Source organism: Mycobacterium sp. E2699 (assembly GCF_001666745.1).
GTDB lineage: Bacteria > Actinomycetota > Actinomycetes > Mycobacteriales > Mycobacteriaceae > Mycobacterium.
The window spans coordinates 337,417-358,613 of record NZ_LZJH01000055.1 but is presented as its reverse complement, the minus strand read 5'-3'; the positions used below and the strand labels follow the sequence as shown (position 1 = coordinate 358,613).

Below are 21,197 nucleotides of genomic sequence, written 5' to 3'. Positions count from 1 at the left end.
CTCGCCGCGCAGCACCACGTCGGGATGCAGCACGGACAGCAGCCGGTCGAAGTCGCCGGCACGCCCCGCCGCGAAGAAGGCGTCGACGGCCTCGCGCTGCGCGGCGACTTCGGCCGGGGCACCCCCGGGTTCCGTGCCGAGGGCGCGGCCGCGGTGGCCAAGCTCGCCCGCGGCTACGCGGCGCCCGAACGCGAGGTGCGCGCGGCCACCGTCAACGGCGCCGCCGGGGCGGTCGTGTACGTCGACGGCCGGCCGACGGCCGTCATGGCGTTTCTGGTGCGCGACGGGCGGGTCGCGGCGATCGACGTGCTGGCCGACCCGGAACGGATCGCAAGATTAGACCTGCGCGGGCCGCGGCCCGCTCACTGACCGGCGGCCTGCAGCAACGTCATCGCCGAGGCGCGCGACAGCACCCAGCCGCCCTGGTTGACGAACGTGACGTTCTGGGTGACCGGCGACGTGAGCTTGGGACCCGAGACCGCGACGTCGGCGGTGGCGGACCCGGGCGCGGCCGGCTGGATGTTGGTCACCCCGAACGACAGCGGCAGGTCGCCGTTCTTGGCCGCCTTCTGCAGCTTCTTGTCGGCGACGTGCGCCTCCATCCCGCTGATTCCGCCTTCGACCAGGTTGCTCTTGCTGGCGAAGGAAACGCTGGGGTCGGCCAGGCTGTTCAGCAGGCCGGTCAACTGATCGGCGCTCGGCATGCTCGCGGCCGGCGCCGGGTCCTGCGGCAACGGCGCGCCGACCGCGATCAGGCGCACCGAGGCTTGCGGGCCCGGCGCCGCCAGCGACGTGATACCTGCGGCCGCTCCCCCGGCGACGGCCAGGGCCGCAGCCCCGGCGGCAAGGATTTTGACGGTTTTCATGGTTCCCCCTTCAACGGGCACGGATCGTGTCGGCGTGCCGCTTGCGATTGTTGTTTCGCGCCACGGCACGGTGACGTTACGGCCACGTTGTGTGGGCACCCTGTGCGCCCCCTTTGTGGGCGCACAGGTTCGCGGCGTCGCTAGTTCGTCGCCGACGCCGCCTGTATCAGGGCGATCGCGGCGTCGTGCTGCAGCATCCAGTTGCCACCCTGGTTGACGAACGCGAGGTGCTTTTCGACCGGCCCGGCGAACTTCGGGCCCGAGATGGCGACGTCGGCCTGGGCCATATTGGGTCCGGCCGGCGCAATGTTCGTCACGGCGAACGTCTCGGGGAAGTTTCCGTTGCGGTACGCCTTTCGCAGGTCGTGGTCGGCCACGTGGCCCTCGTCCGGGGCGATCCCGTTTTGCACCAGGTTGGTTTTGGTCGTGTACGACACGCCGGGGTCGGTGGCCTGATTGCACAGGTTCGACAGCTGCTCAGGGGTCGGCAGGCCGGGCGCGGGCGGCGGATCCTGCGGTAGCGGCGCGGCCGCGGCGGGAGTCACAGGCAGCGCGCCGAAGGCCGCCGCGCTCAGGGCTATCGCGCCGGTGGTCAAGGATTTCAAGCGGTTCATTTCCATGGTCAGGTCCTCCCCCTGGGTCAACTCAGAGTTGCGATTCTGCCCGCGGTGACTGCAGTTCTCGGTCTCGGGCGGGTCACGGTACGGGCACACTAGCTGTTCAGTCGGCCGCCATGGCGTCGCGCAGGCTCTTCGGCCGCATGTCGGCCCAGTGCTCGTCGACGTAGTCCAGGCATGCCGACCGGCTCGCCTGGCCGTACACGACGCACCAACCGGCCGGGACCTCGGCGAACGCAGGCCACAGGCTGTGCTGCTCCTCGGCATTGACCAGCACGTAGAACGCGCCGGCGTCGTCATCGAAGGGGTTGGTGCTCATCGCTTCTCCTCATCGTTCGGTTCTTGCCGGAGCCCGCTGAGAGCCCCGTGGCGCCCAGCACCCGGTCCGACAGCAGGCCGAGGCAGCTCAGGTTGGGGAAACCGGGGCCCTGGGTGAGTCCGGACAGATTGGGCAGGAACAGCTTTGGGGCGACGTCGGTGACGGCCAGGTCGTAGCCGATCGACTCCTGCACGGCGTCGGCGGTCAGCGGCCCGCCCAGTCCGAGCTCGAGCAGGTCGAGGGCGTCCTGGCTGAACAACGACGTGAACCACAGCGGATCGGCGCCGGAGCCGTCGATGACCAGGTCGAAACCGTGCACGGTCTCCAGGTTTTCGCTGCCGCGGTTGCTGGACAGGGTCAAACGGATCTGGCCGTCCCGGCCAACCGCGTGGGCCACGCGGCCGCGCAAGTGGCGGATGCGGTCGTCGGACAGCAGCGCCTCCTGCACGGTGGCCGAGAACACGCCGCGGTCGGTGCGGGCCAGCGCGTCGCGGCGTTCGTCGAGCGTCAGCGCCGTCCAGTCGGTGGGGTCGGAGAACAGCGAATTTTCAAAGAAGCCCTCGCCGCGGGTGAACAGCGTCACCTGCGGTGAAATGACTGTGATGGTCGAAACCCGGTGCCGGAACAGCTCGTTGAGCATCGACGCGGCCGTCTCGCCACCGCCTATCACGGCCACCCGCTCGGCGCCGATCCGGTCCTCGCCCGCGGCGCGGTCCCAGAACTGGGCGATCGACAGCATCCGCGGATTGCCCGGCAGCAACGACTTTTCGGCCTGCCCGGGTCCGGTGATCATCAATGCGTCGGCGTGCACCCTGGTTTCGTGGGTGTGCAAAGCCCAGCGGTCGCCGGTGACGGTCAGCCGTTCGACCTCGCCGTGCACAACGTTCAGGCCGACCTGATCGGCGACCCAGCCCAGGTACTCGCTCCACCGGCGATGAGTGGGCGCCGGCCTGCCACGGTCGATCCACTCGGCGAACGACGCGGTGGCGATCAGGTAGGACTGCCAGCTGTAGCGGGTCATCCGCGCGTCGAGCTCGGCGTTGCGGCGCGGCACCAGCGCCGAACGGTAGGGAAACCCGACGTCCTTTTCCGGGCTGGTGCCCAACCGGTGCGCGCCGTCGGTCCAGCCGCCGCTGGCCTGCCAGTTGCCCCCGACGCCGATGCGGTCGACGGCCACGATGTCGGGCACCTCAACACCCATGTCGCGCAGCACCGAAGCCTTGGCCGCGACGGCCACCGCCTTGGCTCCGGCGCCCAGGATCGCGAGCGTGCTCATGTCACCAGCTCCCGGAGGGCATCCGTCCAAAATCGTTGCAGGGTGGTCACATCCGCGTCGTCAAGAATGTCGGGCAGCGTGCGCCACTGCGCCGCCAGGACCCGCCGTTCGCCCATTGTGAGCACGACCGCAAGGATGGTGAGCTCGTGGCGCACCGCGAGGTCGGGCTCCGGCACCGGTGCCACGTCGGCGAGTAGGTCGCGGTCGAGGTGCAGCCCGGTGCCGCCGGCGGTGTGGGCGGGGCCGAGGTAGTTCAGCAGCAGCTGAGGCCCCGGGAAGCCGGCGAGCCGCTCGGCGGTGTCGGCTCGCAGGTAGCGCAGCAGGCCGTAGTCGATGCCGTCGCCGGGGATTTCGGCGAGCTGCTCCCCCACGCGCCGCGCCGGATCCACCCGCAGCGGGTAGATCGAGCTGAGCAGCCCGACGGTGTCGCCGGTGTCGATGACACCCGGGCCCGGCTCGTCCAGCACGGCGTCGGCGCGGCCGTGGGTCTCCAGGGCCAGCAGGGGCGGCGGCGTGGCCTGGCCTCGCGCCCGCCGCCAGCGCGTCACCGAGGCTGCGGTGGCGGCGACGAGCAGATCGGCCAGTGGCGCTTGAGATTTCATCAGCCGGCCGCTGGTCTCGGCGTCCAGCAGCGTGGTGCGGACGACCAGGTCGCGGGCCATGTCGCGGCCCGGCCGGATCCGTCGCGAGCCGATGTCTGGATCGTCGCCCTCGAGTTGTGCGCGCCAGAAGCCGACGGTGTCGAGCCGGTGGGCCCGCACGGCGAGCGCCGCGGCCCACCGCCGATAGCTGGTGTGCTCGCGCACCGGCGCGGGTGGGCGGCCGGCAGCCAAAGAGCTTAGCGCGGCATCCAATTCGCCGAGCACCACCCGCCAGGATGCCGGGTCCATCGCCAGGACATGGGCGGCCAGCAGCAGCACGCCCGGGCCCCTCGGCGGCCGCAGCCACACCGCGGCCAGCAGGGTCCCCCGCTCCGGGTCGAGCCGCTCCACGGCCGCGGCGGCGTGCGCGCCGACCGACGCGCGCGGGTCTTCGACGTTCACCTCGGTGAGGACGTCCCCGCGGGGACCTTCGATCAACGTCATCGCGGCGCGGTCCAGCGTGCTGCGCAGCACCTCGTGGCCGTCGACGATGCTTGCCAGCGCGGCGCGCAGGTGTTCGCGCGTGACGGTGTCGGGCAGCCGGATGGCTTCGGTCTGCGCGAGGCGCCGCGGTTCGCCGTACTCGTAGAGCCATCGGGCGTTGGGCAGCAACGGGATCGGGCCACCGTGTTCGTCCGGCGGGGAATGTTGGGCGCCGCCGTCGATCGCCGCGGCCAGCTCGCGGATGGTCTCACACTCCATCATCAGCCTGGCCCGCAGCGCGATGCCACGTCGTCGGGCGGCCTGCACTACCGAGATGGCCGCGATGCTGTCCAGGCCCAGTTCCGGGAAGGCGGCGGTGACGTCGATGTCCGTCTTCTCCAGGACGTCGGTGACCGCCGCGGCCAGCGCCACCTCGGTCGGCGTCTCGGCAGGGGTTACCGCGTCGGTCACGATACCGGTTGCCGCCAAGGCGTTTTCGTCGATCTTGCCGTGCGGGGTAAGCGGCAACTCGTCGAGGACCACGATGTGATGGGGCACCAGGTAGCGCGGCAGCCGCTCGGCCAGCATCGAACGCAGTTCGGCCGCCGCCGGCGGGTGGGGCCCGCCCGCCACGTACGCCGTCAGCCGCGGGCCGTTGACGTGGTTGCGGGCGGTCACGTGCGCGCCGCGCACCCCGCCGTGGGCGTTGAGCGCCGCGGCGATCTCGCCCGGTTCGACGCGGAAGCCCCGGATCTTGAGTTGAGTGTCACGACGCCCGAGGAACTCCAAGCCGCCGTCAGGCATGCGGCGCACCACGTCTCCGGTGCGGTACATGCGGCCGCCGCCCTCACGCGGCTCGGCGACGAACCGCGCGGCGGTCTCGGCCGCGCGCCCCAGGTAGCCGCGGGTCAGCTGGTCGCCCGCCAGGTACAACTCGCCCGCGACGCCGTCCGGCACCGGACGCAGCCAGGAGTCCAGGACGTAGGCGCGGGTGCTGCGGGTCGGACGCCCGATGGCCGGTCGCGCATGCTGGCCGACGGCGGCGACGACGGCCTCCACGGTGGTCTCGGTGGGCCCGTAGCAGTTGAAGGCGGTCATCGCCGTACGGGCGCACTCGTGTTGGATCGCCCGCCAGGCCGTGCTGCCCAGCGCCTCGCCGCCGAGCGCGAGCACCGCCAACGGCACCCGGCGCAGCAGTCCCGCGTTGTGCAGCTGGGCGAACATCGACGGCGTGGTGTCGATCATGTCCAGACCGAACCGGTCGATCGCGGCGACCAGCGCCTCGGCGTCGCGCTGCCGTTCGTCGTCGACGATGTGCACCGAGTGCCCGTCGAGCAACGCCGCCAACGGTTGCCACGCCGCGTCGAAGGTGAAAGACCAGGCGTGCGCGACGCGCAGCGGCCGCCCGACTCGCGCGGCGGCCGGTCGCAGCACGCGCTGGATGTGGTCGTCGGCGTAGGCCGAAAGCGCCCGGTGGGTGCCGATGACACCCTTGGGCGTGCCGGTGGTTCCCGAGGTGAAGACCGCGTACGCCGCGTGGTCCGCCGGCACCGCGGCGGACCGATAGCCGCCCGGTGTGGGGCTGTCGGCGACGGCGGTGAACAGGTTCTCGTCGACGACGATCGGTGCCGACGTCTGGCGCAGGATCTCGGCCACCCGCTCCGGCGGCATCGCCGGGTCCAGCGGCACGATCGTGCCGCCGGCCTTGAGGATCGCCAGCATCGCGGCGACGTAGCCCGGGGCCCGCGGCAGCACGATCGCGACCGGGGTCTCGTCGACCACGCCGGCCCGGGTCAGGGCGGCGGCGAGCCGGTCGGCTTGCGCGTCGAGCTCGCGGTAGGTCAGCTGGCCGTCGTGCCAGCTGACCGCTATCGAATCCGGTTGTGCGGCAGCGACTGCCGCGAACCGGGCGTGCACCGCCGGCGCCGTCTCGCGCGCCTCCGTCCGGCTCGGGCCGCGCTCGCCGTCGAGCAGGATGTCGACCTCGCGCAGGGGCCGGTCCCAGTTGTCCATAAGGCGCTGCACGACCGCCAGCAGCCGCGCGCCCAGATCTGCCGGCGTCATCGCGCCCAGCGCACCGTCGAGCGCCTCCACGAGCACGGCGAGCCCACCCGCGCCGACGTGCGCGGCGATGGTCACCGGGAAGTGCGACACGCTCTCCAGCGTTGCCGGGCGGAAAGTCACACCGTTTGCGGCGAATTCGGTGGCGCCCACCACGCCGCCGGGCGGGAAGTTCTCGTACACCAGCAGGGTATCGAACATCTCACCGACACCGGCGAGGGACCGCAATTCGGCGTGCCCCAGATAGCTGTGGTCTCGCAACGCGGCCGAGTCACGTTGCAGGACAACGCATTGCGCTTCGACCGTCGTACGGGGATCCAGCCGCACCCGCAACGGCACGGTGTTGATGAACAGGCCGACCATCGCCTCCACGCCGGACAATTCGCCGGGCCTGCCGGACACCGTCACCCCGAACGTCACGTCGCCGCGGTCGGTGACAGCCGAAAGGATCGCCGCCCAGCCCACTTGGAACAGCGTGTTCAGCGTGACCCCTCGGGCGCGGGCGGCCCGGGCCAGCGCGGCGGTGGCCTCGGGGTTCAGCCGCAGCGTGGTGCGACGCGGGATGCCCGGCGGTGCCGGGCCGCCGGTCAGCGCCGCCGACAGCAGGGTCGGGCCGTCGAGGCCCTTCAGGTGCTGGGCCCAAAGCGCCCGGCCGGCCGCCTGGTCCCGGCCGGCCAGCCAGCCGATGTAGTCGCGATACGGCCGCGGCGGTGGCGGCAACGCGGCGGTGTCGCCGTCGGCCCCGTACAGGGCAAGCAATTCGGAGACGAAAAGCGGCAGCGACCACCCGTCGATCACGATGTGGTGCGCCGCAACAACCAAATGCCAGCTGCTGTAGGGCAATTCGATGAGCAGGAAGCGGATCAGCGGCCCACGGCCCACATCGAAGCGGCGGCCACGCTCTTCGGCCGCCAAGGCCTCGACCTCCGCGGGCGCGGCCCGGACGTGCCGCCAGGGCACCTCGACGGCGCCGGGAATGACCTGCACGGGGTGGCTGAGGTTGCCGTGCACGAAGCTGGCCCGCAGGTTCGGGTGCCGGGCCAGCATCGTCGCGGCGCACTGTCGCAACAGGGCGGCGTCGAGTGGGCCCGCCACGTCGGCGGCCATCGCGATGACATACGGGTCGGCGTCGTGCGCTTCGGTCAAGGCCGTCATCGCGAACAGCCCCTGCTGCAGCGGGGTGAGCGCCATCACGTCCTCGATGGCCCGCCGCTCGTCGGCCCGGGTCACGGCTGACTGCCCCAGGACGAGGTGAGGGCCGCCAACTCGTCGGCGGAGAGCCCCGACGTGCTCATCGGCGCGTGATGCATGTCCGCGGAATCCGTTTCGGTGTCCGACTTGGCGTCGATGGCGGCCGCGAGCCGGTGCACTACGGGATGTTCGAACACCATCCGCGGGGTCAGCGGCATTCCGGCGTCGCGCGCCCGCGCGGCCACGCGCACCGCGAGGATGCTGTCCCCGCCGAGACCGAAGAAGTCGTCGTCGCGCCCGACCTCCGCGGCGTCGAGAACCTCGACGAGGATGGCCGTCAGCGCGCGCTCGGTGGTGGTGGCGGGCGGTTGGGCCGGACCCGCGGCGGGCGCCGTCTGCGGCGGCGCTGCGGGCGTTTCGGTGGCCGCCAAGAGCTCGAGTTGGCCGTCGTCACGCCACACTCCGCGCTCGCCGGTGCGGTGGAGCCTCGAACCCTGCCGGGCGGCAAAGGGATCGGCGACGAAGCGGGTCGCGGTCAGCGAGGGGGTGGCCATGCGGGCGCTGACGGCCGGTCCGCCGCCGTAGTAGACGTCGCCCACCACACCCACCGGGACGGGATTCAGCCACGCGTCCAGCAGGTAGGCCCGCGCCGGGCCGTCGCCCGCTGTGCAGCGCTCCAGGATGCGTTGTCGCTCTTGCGCGCCGGCGATCTCCACCTGGCTGAGCCGTTGTTCCGGGCGGTGGGCGAACGCCTCGACGACGCGGACCAGCCACTCGGCGAACCGGCACGCGGTGCCGCGCTTGTAGAGCTCGGGGCGGAAGATGATGTGGCCGCGGTAGCCCACTTGGGATTCGGGGGAGGTGAAGAAGTTGACCGACATGTCGACGTGTGCGACGTCGAAGATCGGCTCCAGGGCGGTGAAGGTGGTGCCGCCGGCCGGTCCGCCGTCGATGACGTGGTCCTGCGGCAGCCGGTCACGAACGTGCACGACCACGTCGAACAGTGGGTTGCGCGACAGTGACCGGACCGGGCTGACCGCGTCCACCACCCGGTCGAACGGCAGATCCTGGTGCGCGTATGCGGCCAGCGCCATCTCCCGGGTCCGGCCCAGCACCTCGCGCAGCGTCGGGTCGCCACTCAGGTCGTTGCGCAGTACCAGGATGTTGATGAAGAACCCGATCAGCCGGTCGAGCTCGGATTCGTCGCGGCCGGCCACCGGGGTGCCGATCGGGATGTCGTCGCTGCCACCGGCCTTGTGCAGCGTCACCGCGACGGCGGCTTGCAGCAGCATGAATTCGGTGACGCCGACATCGCGGGCCAGGGCGGTCACCTTCGCCCGCGTCGCCGGACCGAGGCCGAACTCCACGGCGTCACCGGCACCGCTGAGCGAGGCCGGGCGCGGGAAGTCCGGGCGCAGACCGGTTTCCGTCGGCAACCCCTTCAGTTGCCGGACCCAGTAGTCGCGCTGCGGACCGGCGATACCAGCCCCGTCGTCCAGCAGCGCCGCCTGCCACCTGCCGTAGTCCGCGTACTGCACCGCAAGCGGTTCCCACGACGGCGACTGCCCGATGCTGCGGGCCCGGTAGGCGGTCAGCAGGTCGGTGAACAGCACCCCGGCCGACCAATGGTCACCCGCGATGTGATGCACCACCAACGACAACGCGGTCTGCCCCGGAATGCGCAGCAGCGCGGCATGGATCGGCAACTCGGACTCGAGATCGAAGACGTAGCGGCGCTCGTGGTCCAGCTCGGCCCGCAGCCAGCGCTCGTCGGGCCCGCCGGCGCGCCGCACCGGCACCTCGGCGGGCGGATGGATGATCTGGTGCGGCACGCCGTCGATTTCGCGATAGGTGGTGCGCAAGATCTCATGCCGCGCCACCACGTCGGTGATGGCCGCCGCCAGCGCATCGGCGTCGCACGGGCCGCGCAACGCCGCGGCGAACGGAATGTTGTTGACGGCGGAGGGCCCGTCGAAGCGGTAGGTGGCCCAGCTGCGCAGCTGCGACGACGACAGCGGCACTGGCCCGTCGTGTCTCGCGGCCACCAGCCGCGGCCGCGCCGAATCGCGATCCAGCGTGTCGAGGTGTCCGGCGATGCCTTCGACCGTGGCGAGTTCGAAGATCTCGCGAACGCCGATGTCGACCCCGAACGTGTTGCGCACCGCCGCAACCAGTTTGGCGGCGAGCAGGGAGTGGCCGCCGAGGTCGAAGAACGAGTCGTCGGCGCCCACCCGGTCGCGGCCGAGCAGCTCGGCGAACAGGTCGGCGACGCGCCGTTGGGTGGGCGTTCGAGGTTCACGGAACGCGACGCCGGAGCCTACCTCGGGATCCGGTAGCGCGGCGCGGTCGATCTTGCCGTGCGCGGTGATCGGAATCTCGTCGAGCACGACGTATGCCGCCGGCACCATGTACTCGGGTAGCGCCGCCGCCACCCGGGCCCGGATGCGGTCGAGGTCCACCCCGGCCCTCCCGTCGTCGCCGGCCGCGGGCGTCACGTAACCGACCAGGCTCTTGCCCAGCCGCGGCAAGTCGCTGACCACCACCACGGCCTGCCCCACCGTGGGATCGACCGAAATCGCCGCGGCCACGTCGCCCAGTTCGATGCGGAAGCCGCGGATCTTGACCTGTTCGTCGGCGCGGCCCACGTACTCGACGTCGCCTTCCGCATTGCGGCGCGCCAGGTCTCCCGTTCGGTACATGCGGGCCCCGGGATTGAACGGGTCTGCGACGAAGCGCTCCGCGGTCAGCCGGGCGCGACGATGATACCCGCGCGCCAGATGCGTTCCACCCAGGTAGATCTCGCCGATGACACCCACCGGCACCGGCTGGAGCGCATCGTCCAGCAGGTGCATCGTGGTGTTGATCTTCGGCCGGCCGATGGGCACGATGCGGGTGCCCTGCGGGCCCTCCACCGGGTAGCGGCTGGCGTTGATCACCGTTTCGGTCGGGCCGTAGAAGTTGTGCAGCAGCGCGTCGAAGGTGGCGTGGAACTTGTCGGCTATCTCGCCGGGCAACGGCTCGCCGCCGATGGGCACCCGCCGCAACGTGCGCCACTGGTTGACGCCCGGCAGCGACAGGAACAGCCCCAGCAGCGACGGCACGAAATGCATTGCGGTGATTCCCTCGTCACGCAACAGGCCGGTGAGGTAACCGATGTCGCTCAGCCCGCCGGGGCGGGGGATCACCAGCCGTGCGCCGCAGGCCAGCGTGCCGAAAATCTCGGCGATCGACACATCGAAGCTTGGCGAGGCGACCTGCAGCAGCCGGTCGGTCTGGTCGACCCCGTACTCGCCCTCGAACCAGACGAAGTACTCCGCGACGGGGCGGTGCGGCACCGCGACTCCTTTGGGCCGCCCGGTGGTTCCCGAGGTGTAGATCACGTAGGCGGTGTTGTCCGGACGCAGCGGCCGGACCCGGTCGGCGTCCGTGGGGTCGTCGCAACCGTAGCCGGCCAGGTCGGTCACCGGCTCGCGCAGCACCAGCGCCGCGTCGCAGTCGTCGAGGATGAATTCGAGCCGGTCCCGCGGGTAGGTGGGGTCGACGGGCACGTACACCGCACCGGCCTTGGCGATGCCCACCGCGGTCACGACCAGGTCCGGTGTCTTGTCGAACAGCACGGCGACCCGGTCCTCGCTACCGATTTCCCGTCCGATCAGCCAGTGCGCCAGCCGATTTGCCGCCTCGTTGACGGTGCGGTAGCTGAGCCGGCGGCCCTCGTGGACCACCGCGACGGCATCGGGGGTCCGCGCGGCCCGCTCGGACACCAGATCGGCGAGGGTCGCGGGCGGGGTGTCGAACGCCTCGCCGCGCGACACCTCACGCAGCCACGCGGCGTCGGCCTCGCCGAGCAGCTCGAGGGCGGCCAACGGCTTGTCCGGTTCGGTCAGGGCGTCATCGAGCAGCACGGCGAAGTGATCCAACATCTGGCGGACCAGCGCGGGTTCCAGAATCTCCAGCAGATGCTCGGCCTCGATGAGCGCACCGGTGCTGTCGAATTCGACCATGCAGCCGAGCGGCAGCTGAGTGAGGTTGCCGCGCAGGTCGTAGCGCTCGCATCCGACGCCGGGCGGCCGGAATCCGCCGCCGTCCGGCTCGCGAAATCCGAAGCTGACGCGGGTCAGTCGTTCGGCGCCGTGCCGGCGGTCGGGGTTCATTTCGCGGACCACGCGGTCGAGGTCGACCCGTTGATGCGCGAACGCGCCGGCGGCGACGTCCCGGGTCGACGTCAGAAGCTCGCGGAAGCTCATCGTTGGACGCGGCCGCAGCCGCATCGCCACCGTGTTGCCGAAATACCCGATGGCATCGTCGGTTCCGGCGCCACGGTTGAGCACCGGCGTGGCCACCAGGAAGTCGTCGCAGTGGGTATAGCGGTGTATCAGGGCCCCGAAGGCGGCCAGCAGCACCATGTACGGGGTGCAGCCGGCGTCCCGCGCTGTCGACCTCACCCGTTGGGCGGTGCCATCGGACAGTCGCAGCGTCGCACGGGCGGCGCGCCAGCTGGTCGGCACGTTGGTGCCCGCCGGACCGGGCAGTTCCAGTGGCTCCGGCGGATCGGCCATGACGGCGCGCCAGTAGTCGAGATCGGCGTCGCCGGTGTCCGGTCCGGCCGACGGTGACGGGCGGTGCGGCTCCAGCCGGGCCCCCTGATACGCGCCGGTGAGATCGGCGAAGAACACCCGCCAGGAGGCGTCGTCCCACGCGATGTGGTGGGCCACCAACAGCAGCACGCGTTCGTCGGCTGCCGTTTGTACGACGGTGATTCGCACCGGCGCGTCGGCGGAAAGGTCGAAGGGCGCGCTGAATTCGCGCTGCGCCAGCACTTCCAGCCGGAGCCGGCGGGCCTGCTCCGACAGGCCGGTCAGGTCGTGTTCCGCCCACCCCGGGCGCAGATCGTCGTGCACCGTGGGCCGCGGATCGCCGTCGTCGCCGGCGGTGTAGGTGGTGCGCAGGATGCGGTGACGGCGCGCCACCGCGTTGGCGGCGTCGCGCAGCCGGGCGACGTCGACGTCGCCGGTGATCCGGTAGGAGACGCAGACGTTGAGCAGCGCGCCACTCGGGTCGGCCAGCTGCACGAACCACATGCGGGCCTGGCCGGCGGAGAGCCGATCGTCGGCGTGCAGATCGGCGTCCTCGTTGCCGCCCGACAGACCGCGTTCGGCGAGCCTGCGCCGAAGCAGCTCGAGGCGGGCCGTGTCGGCGATGTCAGTCACGCGAAATGTCCACCTTCTGTGCCGTTTCGGGCCGCCCGGCGGCCCCGAGTGTGTCGACGAGTTCGTCGCCGGTGATTTCGCCCATCAGCGTCGCCAGCGGCACCGTCCGGCCGATCGTCCGTTTGAGTCGCCTGCGCAGGTCCAGTGCCAGCATCGAGTCGACGCCCAGATCGAAGAGGGATTCGGTGAGGTTCACCTCGGCGGGCGGCGCGATTCCGAGCACGGCCGCCAACTGGCTGCGCACCGCATCGACCACCGACACCTCGGCCGAACCGTGCGCGGCGACTTCCGTTGCCCGCGCTGGCTGTGCGGACCGGCCGCCGTCGAGAAACATCTGCAGCCGGGCCGCATTCGCCGCGAACACCAGCGGGTCGTCATGCCAGTCGCGCAGGCTCGCCTCGATCGCGGCGCGCGGCGCCATCGGGCGCAGCCCGGCCCGCTCGATGTCGGCCACCACGGCCGCATCCGCCATGCTGCGGCCCGAGTCGGCGGAGCCCTGCCACAGGCCCCACCGCACCGCGATGCACTGCCTGCCCCCGGCGCGCACCCGGGCGGCCAGCACATCCAGCAGCCGGTTGGCCGCCGCGTAAACAGCGTGTCCCCGCCCGCCCCACACGCCGGACACCGACGAGCACACCAGCATGCGGGCATCGGGCCGAGCCGGCCACAGCTCGACCAGCCGAGCAAGGCCGCCGACCTTGGCAGCGAAGGTGTCGGCGACGGCGGCCTCGGTCAACCCGGCGAGCGCACCGAACGCGGCAACGCCGGCGGCGTGGACGATCAGCGAGGCACCCGCGGCGCCGTATTCCGCTGCGGCGAAGGCTAATTGGGCCGGATCGCTGATGTCGCACGCCGGCGACACCAGCTCGGTGCCGTACCGGGCCGTCAAGGACTTCAGCACTGCGGGGTCCGCGGGCCGGCGGCTCAGCAGGACGATGCGCCGCGCACCACGCTCGGCAAGGTGGCGGGCGTAGTGCATGCCGATCGCGCCGGCGCCGCCGGTGATCACCACGTCGTCGAGCAGGCACGAGTCGGTCAACCATTGCGATGCGGCGGGCGCGTCGCGGAAGGACCGCTCGAACAGCACGTGCCGGCCGGCGGAAGGGCGCAGCGCCGCCGCACCCAGCCCGGACAGAGCCGCTTCCACGACCGCGACGCCGGTGGCCGGCGCCAGCTCCCCCGGCGGCAGGTCGAGGTGGGTGAAACGCTTTTCGGGGTAATCGAATCCGATGCTGCGGTGCATTGCGGCCAGCGCGGCGGGCACGGGCGACGGCGGCGCGTCCCGAGCGCCGACCCGCTCGGCGCCCGCGGTGACCAGGCAGACGGTGTGGCAACGCGGACCGAGCGCCTGCGCATAGTCGAGCTGACCGGAGCCGATCAGTTTCGTGAGGGTCTCGGCGGCCCGGCCGGCGTCGGCGCCGTCGAAGCGCGGCGCGATCACCACGGCGATCTCGGCGTCGTGCGGTGCGCCGGGTTCGGTCGCGGGGTGCGACGCGAACGCCGCGCGCAGCGCGCGGGCCGGCGGGCCGTCACCGCCGAGGTCGACCACCGCGAGGCGCGCCGGCGGTCCCGGAACCGGTGTGGTGGTCCGCGGCGCGGGATCCCAGTGCTCCAGGGCGACGGTCAGCCCGGGCAACCGAGGCGGTGCCGTCAGCGGCTCCGGATGCGCCCACATCGGAATCGCGCGCATCGGTGCGTTCGGGAAGCCTTGCAGCGCAACATCATCGGCCAGGAGGTCCAGGTGGTCGCCCCAAGGGTAACCGGGATCGGCCACCGCCGCGGTGACGATATTCGCCGAGAGCGCGTCACCCAACGGCTCGTCCCGGTGAGCCGATCCCACCAGCACCGCCGGGTCCTCGCGTGACTCGAAGATCTGACCGATCGAGAACAACAGCGCGGGGTGGGCCGACAACTCGATGAACGCCCCGGCGCCACACCGGATCGCCGATTCGAACGCGCGGTCCAGCCGCACCGTGTTACGCAGGTTGGCATACCAGTAGTCGCGAAGCCGGGTGCCCGGCGCCACCACGTCGCCGGTGGTGCCGCCGATGAATCGCGCTGGGGCCTCGGCGAATTCGGAGTCCGGCAGCCGCGCCGCGAATTCGTCGCGCAGCCGCTCGAGCAGGCTGGTATGGCCCGGAAACCCGGCGGGGATCTCGCGGGCGAACCGACCGTCGGAGCGAACGGCGTCGACGACGGCCAGCACCGCGTCGCGATCGCCGGAGACCGCGACGGTCGAGGCGGAATAGACCACGGACAGCTCCACCCAGCCGTCGGCGGCCGCGATCAGCTCCCCCGCCGCCCGGGCGCCCACTCCCAGCGTCGCCATCGCGTAGCGACCCGGAAGGCGGTCGACCACCTCGGCACGCGCGGCGACGACCCCGACCGCATCCGGCACCGTGATGTTGCCAGCGACGACGGCGGCGGCGACCTCTCCCAGGCTCTGCCCGATGGTGAGGTCGGGTACCACGCCGCACGAACGCCACACGTCGGCCAGCGCGACCGCGTGGACAAATTGCGCTGCCTGGACCTCGACCTCGGAAAAAGTTTGCGAGACACCGTCGGCCGTCAGGTAACGCAGCGGCGATGCGACGCCGGCTTCCTCGAACGCGGCCACGCAGGCATCGCCCGCGGTCCGATAAGCGTCGAGCGTCCGGTAGGCGGCGGCGCCCATGCCCGGCCAGTGACCGCCCTGGCCGGGGAACACGAACGCCCGTCGGGGCGCCGCGCTCAGCGCCGACCTGGCGACCAGCGGATGCTCGCGCCCGACCGCCAGCGCGCGCAAGCCGTCGGCCAGCTCGCGCCGGTCCGCGGCCCGGACCACCGCACGGAACCTGCGGACCCGCCGGGTCCCCCGCAGTTGCCGCGCCACCTGCGCCACGGTAGTTTCCGGGAAGCGGTCGAGGTAGTCGGCGATCGCGCGGGCGTCCGCAGGCACGAGTTCGTCGGCGTGGGCGCTGAGCAAAACCGGGACGCGACCGTCGGGCAGCCGTTTGAGGGGCATCAGGCGGCCCCGCGGCCGGTGTCGGGCATCGAAACGATCACATGGGCGTTGGTGCCGCTCATCCCGAACGCGGACACCGCCGCGGTTCGCCACCCGTTGACGGCCCGCCACGGGGTCAGCTTGTCGGCTAACCGCAAACCGTGTCTCTCCCAGTCGATTTCGCGGCTCGGCTCGTCGACGTGCAGGGTCGGGGGTATCGCCTCGTGCCGGGCCGACAGGATGACCTTGGCCAGACCCAGCGCGCCCGCGGCGGCCTGCGCGTGCCCGATGTTGGACTTGACCGATCCCAGGAGCGGTCCGCGCCCGGCCTGCGCGGCGCCGTAACTGCCCGCCAAGGCCAGCAGTTCGGTCCGGTCACCGAGCCGGGTGCCGGTGCCGTGCCCTTCGACCATTCCGACGTCGACGGGCTCGACCCCGGCCCGGGCGAGGGCGCGCCGGAACAGCCGCAGCTGCGCGTCTCCGCTCGGGGCCGTCAGCCCGTTGCTTCGACCATCGGAGTTCAGGCAGCTGGCACGCAGCTCGGCGAGGATGCGCCGGCCGTCGGCCACCGCGCGGGACCGGCGCTGCAGCACGAACATGGCGGCGCCCTCGCCCCATACGGTTCCGCTGGCGTGCGCGCTGTAGGGCCGGCAGTGGCCGTCATCGGACAGCGCGTGCTGCTTGGAGAACTCGACGAAATAGCCCGGGGTTCCCATCACGCAGACCCCGCCCGTCAGGGCCATGTCGCAGTCGCCGGCGTGAATCGCCTGCGCCGCGGTGTGAAACGCGGTCAGCGCCGAGGAGCACGAGGTGTCCAACGTCAGCGCGGGCCCCGCCAGGTCCAGCGTGTACGCGATGCGCCCCGAGATGACACCCAGCGACGTACCGCTGATCAAATGCCCACTGTGGTGGGAGAATTCGGAAAGCGCGGGACCGTATTCGAGCGCTGAAGCGCCGATGTAGCAGCCCACATCGTGGCCGGCCAGAGCGTCGGGGTTGATCCCGCCGTTCTCCAGGGCGCGCCAGGCCAGTCGCAACGCGACGCGCTGCTGGGGGTCCATCGCGGTGGCTTCGCGAGGCGAGATCCGAAAGAACTCGGGATCGAATGCCGTTGCGCCGGCGAGGAAGCCACCGAGATTGTGGATGGGCTTGAATCCGTCCCGCCGTGACCCGTCGAAAAGCTCGCGCAGCGCCCAGCCGCGGTCGGTGGGAAACGGGCCGAGTCCCTCGCGCTGTTCGGCGAGCAACGCCCAGTATTCGTCGGCGGTTTCCACCCCGCCCGGTGCCTCGAGCGCCAGCCCGACTACCACAACCGGGTCGACGGGATCGCTATCGGACATCGGCGCTCACCATCCGGGCCACCGCGTCCAGGTGATCGTTGAGGTAGAAGTGACCGCCGTCGTAATGCGACAGCGTGAATTGGCCGGACGTGTGAGTCTCCCAGCCGGTCAACATCTCCCGGGTGATGCGATGATCGCGGGCGCCACCCACCGCGTGAATGTCGGCGGCGATGCGCACGTCGGGACCGCAGGCGTAGGTGTTGAGGGCGCGGTAGTCGGCCTGCACCGCCTGCACCAGGAGCTCGACGAATTCTTCGTCCTCCAGCAGGGCGGGTTCGGTGCCACCGAGATCCACCATGTCCGCCAGCACGCCGCTCTCGCCGGTCGGCAGCGGCCCGTGCGCGCCGACCGTCGACGGGGCCTGCCCGGCCGAGGCCCACAGCACGCGGACCGGCACCCCGAGGCGTTCGGCGACGCGGGCGAACTCGAACGCGACCACCGCCCCCATGCAATGCCCGAACAGGCTCAGCGGAGCCGCCGACGCCCAGTCGCCCGCTTCGAAAAGCTCGAGCGCCAACTCCTCGATGCCGCCGTGCGCCGGGTGGTGCCGCCGGTCGGCCCGCTGCGGGTACTGCACCACGAAGGCATCGACACCGTTGGCCGACAGCGCTTTTGCCAGCGGCCGGTACGCCGCGGCGGCACCACCGGCGTGGGGGAACACCACCACCGAGCCGCGCCCGGCCCCGCCGGTGAACCGCTTTACCCAGGACCGGAACTCCCGCGGCGCCGGCGCGGGTCCGACTTCCAGCGCGGACAACACCTCGACGCTCGACATGCCCGCGATCTCCAGGTACACGTCGGCCACCTGTTCGAGCCGGGCGTCGTCGGTCTCCCGACCGACGAGCAAGCGGGCCAGGGTGGCGACGGTCCGGGCGGCGAAGACGTCGGCGACCATCAGGCCCGGCGAATCGAGCCACCGCCGGATACCCGCGACCGCCTGCGTCGCGAGCACGGAATCGCCACCGAGCGCGAAAAAGTCGTCGTGCACGCCCACCGCGTCGGCGTCGCGGTTGAGCAGCCCGGCGACGATGTGGCACAGCGCCCGTTCCAGCTGCGTCCGCGGCGCCTCGCAGGGCGCCCCGGGGGACCGCTCGGCCACCGCCGCGGCGAGCCGGGCGGCGACCGCACGCCGGTCGAGCTTGCCGCCGTCGGTGAAAGCGATGCGCTCAACCGTCGACACATGCGCCGGAATCATTTGGGCGGGAACGAGATCGGCCAGATAGTCGCGAATTCGCCGGGCGGGCACTGCGGGGCCGTCGAGGCAGACCTGCGCGGCCAGCACCTGGGCGCCGCCGGCGGCGGGCACCAGGGCGGCCACGGCGGCGCGCACCCCGGGCACTCGCCGCAGGGCGGCCTCGATCTCGCCGAGTTCCACGCGATACCCGCTGACCTTGATGCGGTGATCGACGCGGCCGACGAACTCCAGGTTGCCGTCCGGCCAGTAGCGGACCAGATCGCCGGTGCGGTACCAGATCCGGCCTTCGTGGGTGACGAAGCGCTGGGCGGTCAGCTCGGGGCGCCCGCGGTAGCCGCGGGCGATGCCGCGGCCGGACACCCAGAGCTCGCCGGCCACCCAGTCGGGGCAGTCGGCGCCGCCCTCACCGACCACCCGGCAGGCGATGTTGGGAAACGGCCGGCCATAGGGCACCGCCGTCCAGTCGTCGGGCAGGTCATCGTCCACCTCGAAAATGGTTGCGTGCACCGCGGTTTCGGTGGCGCCGCCCAGCCCGGCGAACCGCACGCCGGGCGCCAGGGCCCGAAGTCGCCGGGCCAGCCCGGGGCGCACCCAGTCGCCGCCGGTCGGCACCGCCCGCAGCGACGACAGCCTGCCCCCACCGACCTCGACCAGCATCTCCAGCCAGCCGGGTAGGAAGTTCAGCACGGTGACCCGGTGGGTGTCGATCAGCCGGGCCCACGCGTCGGGATCGCGGCGCTGCGCCTCGTCGACCACCACGATCGCCCCACCGGCGCGCAGCGTGGCGAAAACGTCGAGCACCGACATGTCGCATTCCAGGGTGGACAGGGCCAGGCACCGATCGTCGGTACCGATGCCGAAGTGGCGGGTGAGGAATTCGACCGTGTTCATGGCGCCGTCGTGCGTCATCTCGACGCCCTTGGGCTCGCCCGTCGACCCCGAGGTGAACAGGACGTAGGCGAGCCCCGCGGGATCCGTTGGGGCGGGCGCGATCTCGGATGGCGGGTCGCGCAGCACCTCGGCAAGCACCAGCGCCGGCACCGGCAGCGACAGCGGCCGCCCCCCGCACACCAGCGCGAGTCTCACGCCACCGGTTTTCAGGATGCGCTCCGCGCGGTCGGGCGGCTGGTCGACGCCGATCGGCAGATAGACACCACCGGCGGCCAGGATCCCCAGCAGCGCGGGCACCTGTTCGCCCGTCTTCGGGCCCATCACCGCCACGGCGTCGCCGGCACCGATCCCGGCCGCCCGCAGCGCCGCGGCCACCGCGAGCGCCTGATCGCGCAACCGCGCGTAGGTGAGGTCTCCCGAGCCGGCGAAGACGGCGGGCGCGTCGGGTTGCCGCTCGGCCCGGCGGAAGAACCCGTCGTGCAGGGCTTCGCCGCTGGGTTCGGCGGTGCGGGCGTTGGCCGCCTCGCGCGCCGCGCGCTGCGCCTCCGGCAGCGCCGGTGGGCCGGGCGCGTCCCAGGCTTCGTCGGTGGCGGCCAGCCGCAGCAGTTCGTCGATCTGGTGGGCGAACATCGCGTCGATGACACCGGGCGCGAAGACGCCGTCGCGCACGTCCCAGTTCACCAGGACCCCGCCCTCGAACTCGGTGACCTGAGCGTCGATCAGGACCTGGGGCCCCTGGGAGATGATCCACGAGGGCGTGCCGAATTGCGTTGTGACGTCGGCACTGAACAGTTCCCCGAGACCGAGGGCGCTGGTGAAGACCACCGGCGCCAAGACCTGGGTGCCGCGATGTCGGCTGAGGTCGCGCAGCACCGACAGCCCTGGGTAGGCCGAATGGGCGGCGGCGGTCCGCATGGCGTCCTGGACGGCGTGCGCCCGCGCCGCCGCGGTGTCTTTTGCGCCGGCCAGGTCGCTGAAATCAACGTCGAGGAGCAGCGAGGAGGTGAAGTCGCCGACCAGAAGGTCGACGTCGGGGTGCAGCGGCCGGCGCCCGAACAGCGGGACGTTCAACAAGAATCGCGCGCCGGACCAGCGGGCCAGCGCGTTGGCGAACGCCGCGGCCAGCGTCATCGCCGGGGTGACGCCGCGGGCCCGGGCGTGGCCGAACAGCGCGTCGCGGGTGTCCGGGTCCAGCCAGTGCCAGCGCCGGGTGCTGGTCCGCGAGCCCCGGCCGCCAATCGATGGCGGCGCCGGCGCGTCGGGCAGCCGCGGGATCCGCCGCGCCCACCAGTCCCGGTCGGCGTCGCGGTCCGGTCGCGGCTGCGCGTCCGCCGCGTTGACGGCCTGGCGGTATTCCCGGTAGCTGTAACCCAATTCGGGAAGGTCGCGGCCTAGGTAGAGCGCGGCCAGGTCGGCCATCAGGGTGCGATAGCTCATCGCGTCGGCGGCCTGCATGTCCAAATCGACGTGCAGCCGGGAGCGATCGCCGGGCAACAGCGTCAACGTCAGTTCGAACACGGCGCCGTCGAGCTGCTGGTGCGATTTGGCGTCGCGCAGGGCTGCCAGCCGCCGCTCGATGACGTCGACCCCCTGGTCGAGCGCGCCGCGCAGGTCGACCACTGCGACCGGGAACTCACCGCTGTCGTCGGCGCGGATGCGCTGCGTGCCGTCGGGCAGGAACCGGACCCGCAGCATCGGGTGTCGGCGCGCCAACAGGGTGGCCGCGATGCGCAGGCGGTCCGGGTCGATCGGGCCGCCGTCGAACTCCACATACAGGTGCCCGGCCACCCCGCCGAACGGCTGGTTGTCCTGCCGCCCGACCCACATCGCGTGCTGCATCGGGGCGAGCGGGAAAGCGTCGCCGGCGTCCGCGGCGGCGTCGACGAGTGGGTCCGCAGGCTCGGCGGTGGGCGCCGGCACGGCGGCGGTAACCAGCTCGGACCAGGCCTCGATCGTGGGGGCCGCGGCCAGCGTGGCGAAGTCGACGGCGACGCCGCCCCGGCGCCAGCGACCGGCCAGCGTCATCATCCGGATGGAGTCCAGGCCCTGGCCGATGAGGTTGCCACCTGGGTCGATGGCGTCGGCGCTGACGCCGAGCAGCTGGGCCACCTCCGCCCGGATGTCCTCCGAGCACGCCGGGGCACGCACCACGAAACCCTCCCTTAATTAGCCAAGGCTGCCCTA

Annotated in this window: 9 protein-coding genes and 1 pseudogene; 1 reads left to right on the top strand and 9 read right to left on the bottom strand. The window is 71.9% G+C overall.

Going from position 1 to position 21,197, the window contains the following annotated elements; all coding sequences use genetic code 11:
* A pseudogene (locus A5696_RS09015) lies at window positions 1-369 on the top strand (hypothetical protein); the annotation flags it as partial.
* Here A5696_RS09015 and A5696_RS09010 read toward each other — a convergent pair.
* From A5696_RS09010 to A5696_RS08970, 9 genes are all read right to left on the bottom strand, one after another.
* Window positions 363-866: a hypothetical protein gene (locus A5696_RS09010; protein ID WP_067876567.1), complete on the bottom strand. Its 504-nt coding sequence runs from the start codon at window positions 864-866 to the stop codon at window positions 363-365. The pseudogene A5696_RS09015 and the gene A5696_RS09010 sit on opposite strands and share 7 nt — an antisense overlap.
* A 140-nt stretch (window positions 867-1,006) precedes the next feature.
* Window positions 1,007-1,480, bottom strand: a complete 474-nt coding sequence (locus tag A5696_RS09005; protein WP_067876564.1) for a hypothetical protein — start codon at window positions 1,478-1,480, stop codon at window positions 1,007-1,009.
* A 106-nt stretch (window positions 1,481-1,586) separates the two neighbouring features.
* Window positions 1,587-1,802, bottom strand: coding sequence for an MbtH family protein (locus tag A5696_RS09000; RefSeq protein WP_067876562.1), 216 nt, complete (start codon window positions 1,800-1,802; stop codon window positions 1,587-1,589).
* Window positions 1,780-3,078, bottom strand: coding sequence for an NADPH-dependent L-lysine N(6)-monooxygenase MbtG (mbtG, locus tag A5696_RS08995; protein WP_067876559.1), 1,299 nt, complete (start codon window positions 3,076-3,078; stop codon window positions 1,780-1,782). The genes A5696_RS09000 and mbtG overlap by 23 nt, the downstream gene beginning before the upstream one ends.
* The gene (locus A5696_RS08990) at window positions 3,075-7,433 is read right to left on the bottom strand and encodes a non-ribosomal peptide synthetase (protein WP_197516920.1); all 4,359 of its coding nucleotides are present in this window, start codon (window positions 7,431-7,433) and stop codon (window positions 3,075-3,077) included. The genes mbtG and A5696_RS08990 overlap by 4 nt, the downstream gene beginning before the upstream one ends.
* Entirely contained in the window at window positions 7,430-12,604 is a 5,175-nt protein-coding gene (locus A5696_RS08985; RefSeq protein ID WP_067876556.1) for a non-ribosomal peptide synthetase, read from the bottom strand. Before A5696_RS08985 ends, A5696_RS08990 begins: the two co-directional genes overlap by 4 nt.
* Window positions 12,597-15,608 carry a mycobactin polyketide synthase MbtD gene (gene mbtD, locus A5696_RS08980; RefSeq protein WP_067876553.1) on the bottom strand — a complete coding sequence of 1,004 codons (3,012 nt, stop codon included), beginning with the start codon at window positions 15,606-15,608 and terminating at the stop codon, window positions 12,597-12,599. Before mbtD ends, A5696_RS08985 begins: the two co-directional genes overlap by 8 nt.
* A complete protein-coding gene (locus A5696_RS08975) occupies window positions 15,608-16,927 on the bottom strand; it encodes a polyketide synthase (protein WP_067876550.1) in 1,320 nt (439 codons plus the stop codon). Before A5696_RS08975 ends, mbtD begins: the two co-directional genes overlap by 1 nt.
* On the bottom strand, window positions 16,917-21,164 hold the full coding sequence (locus tag A5696_RS08970) for a non-ribosomal peptide synthetase (RefSeq protein ID WP_067876547.1): 4,248 nt from the start codon (window positions 21,162-21,164) through the stop codon (window positions 16,917-16,919). Before A5696_RS08970 ends, A5696_RS08975 begins: the two co-directional genes overlap by 11 nt.
* Window positions 21,165-21,197: the final 33 nt, after the last annotated feature.

What these genes read in the sequence shown, in the direction of transcription:
- A5696_RS09010 (WP_067876567.1), bottom strand. Translation starts at nt 866, where the DNA reads ATGAAAACCGTCAAAATCCTTGCCGCCGGGGCTGCGGCCCTGGCCGTC.
- A5696_RS09005 (WP_067876564.1), bottom strand. Translation starts at nt 1,480, where the DNA reads ATGAACCGCTTGAAATCCTTGACCACCGGCGCGATAGCCCTGAGCGCG.
- A5696_RS09000 (WP_067876562.1), bottom strand. Translation starts at nt 1,802, where the DNA reads ATGAGCACCAACCCCTTCGATGACGACGCCGGCGCGTTCTACGTGCTG.
- mbtG (WP_067876559.1), bottom strand. Translation starts at nt 3,078, where the DNA reads ATGAGCACGCTCGCGATCCTGGGCGCCGGAGCCAAGGCGGTGGCCGTC.
- mbtD (WP_067876553.1), bottom strand. Translation starts at nt 15,608, where the DNA reads ATGCCCCTCAAACGGCTGCCCGACGGTCGCGTCCCGGTTTTGCTCAGC.
- A5696_RS08975 (WP_067876550.1), bottom strand. Translation starts at nt 16,927, where the DNA reads ATGTCCGATAGCGATCCCGTCGACCCGGTTGTGGTAGTCGGGCTGGCG.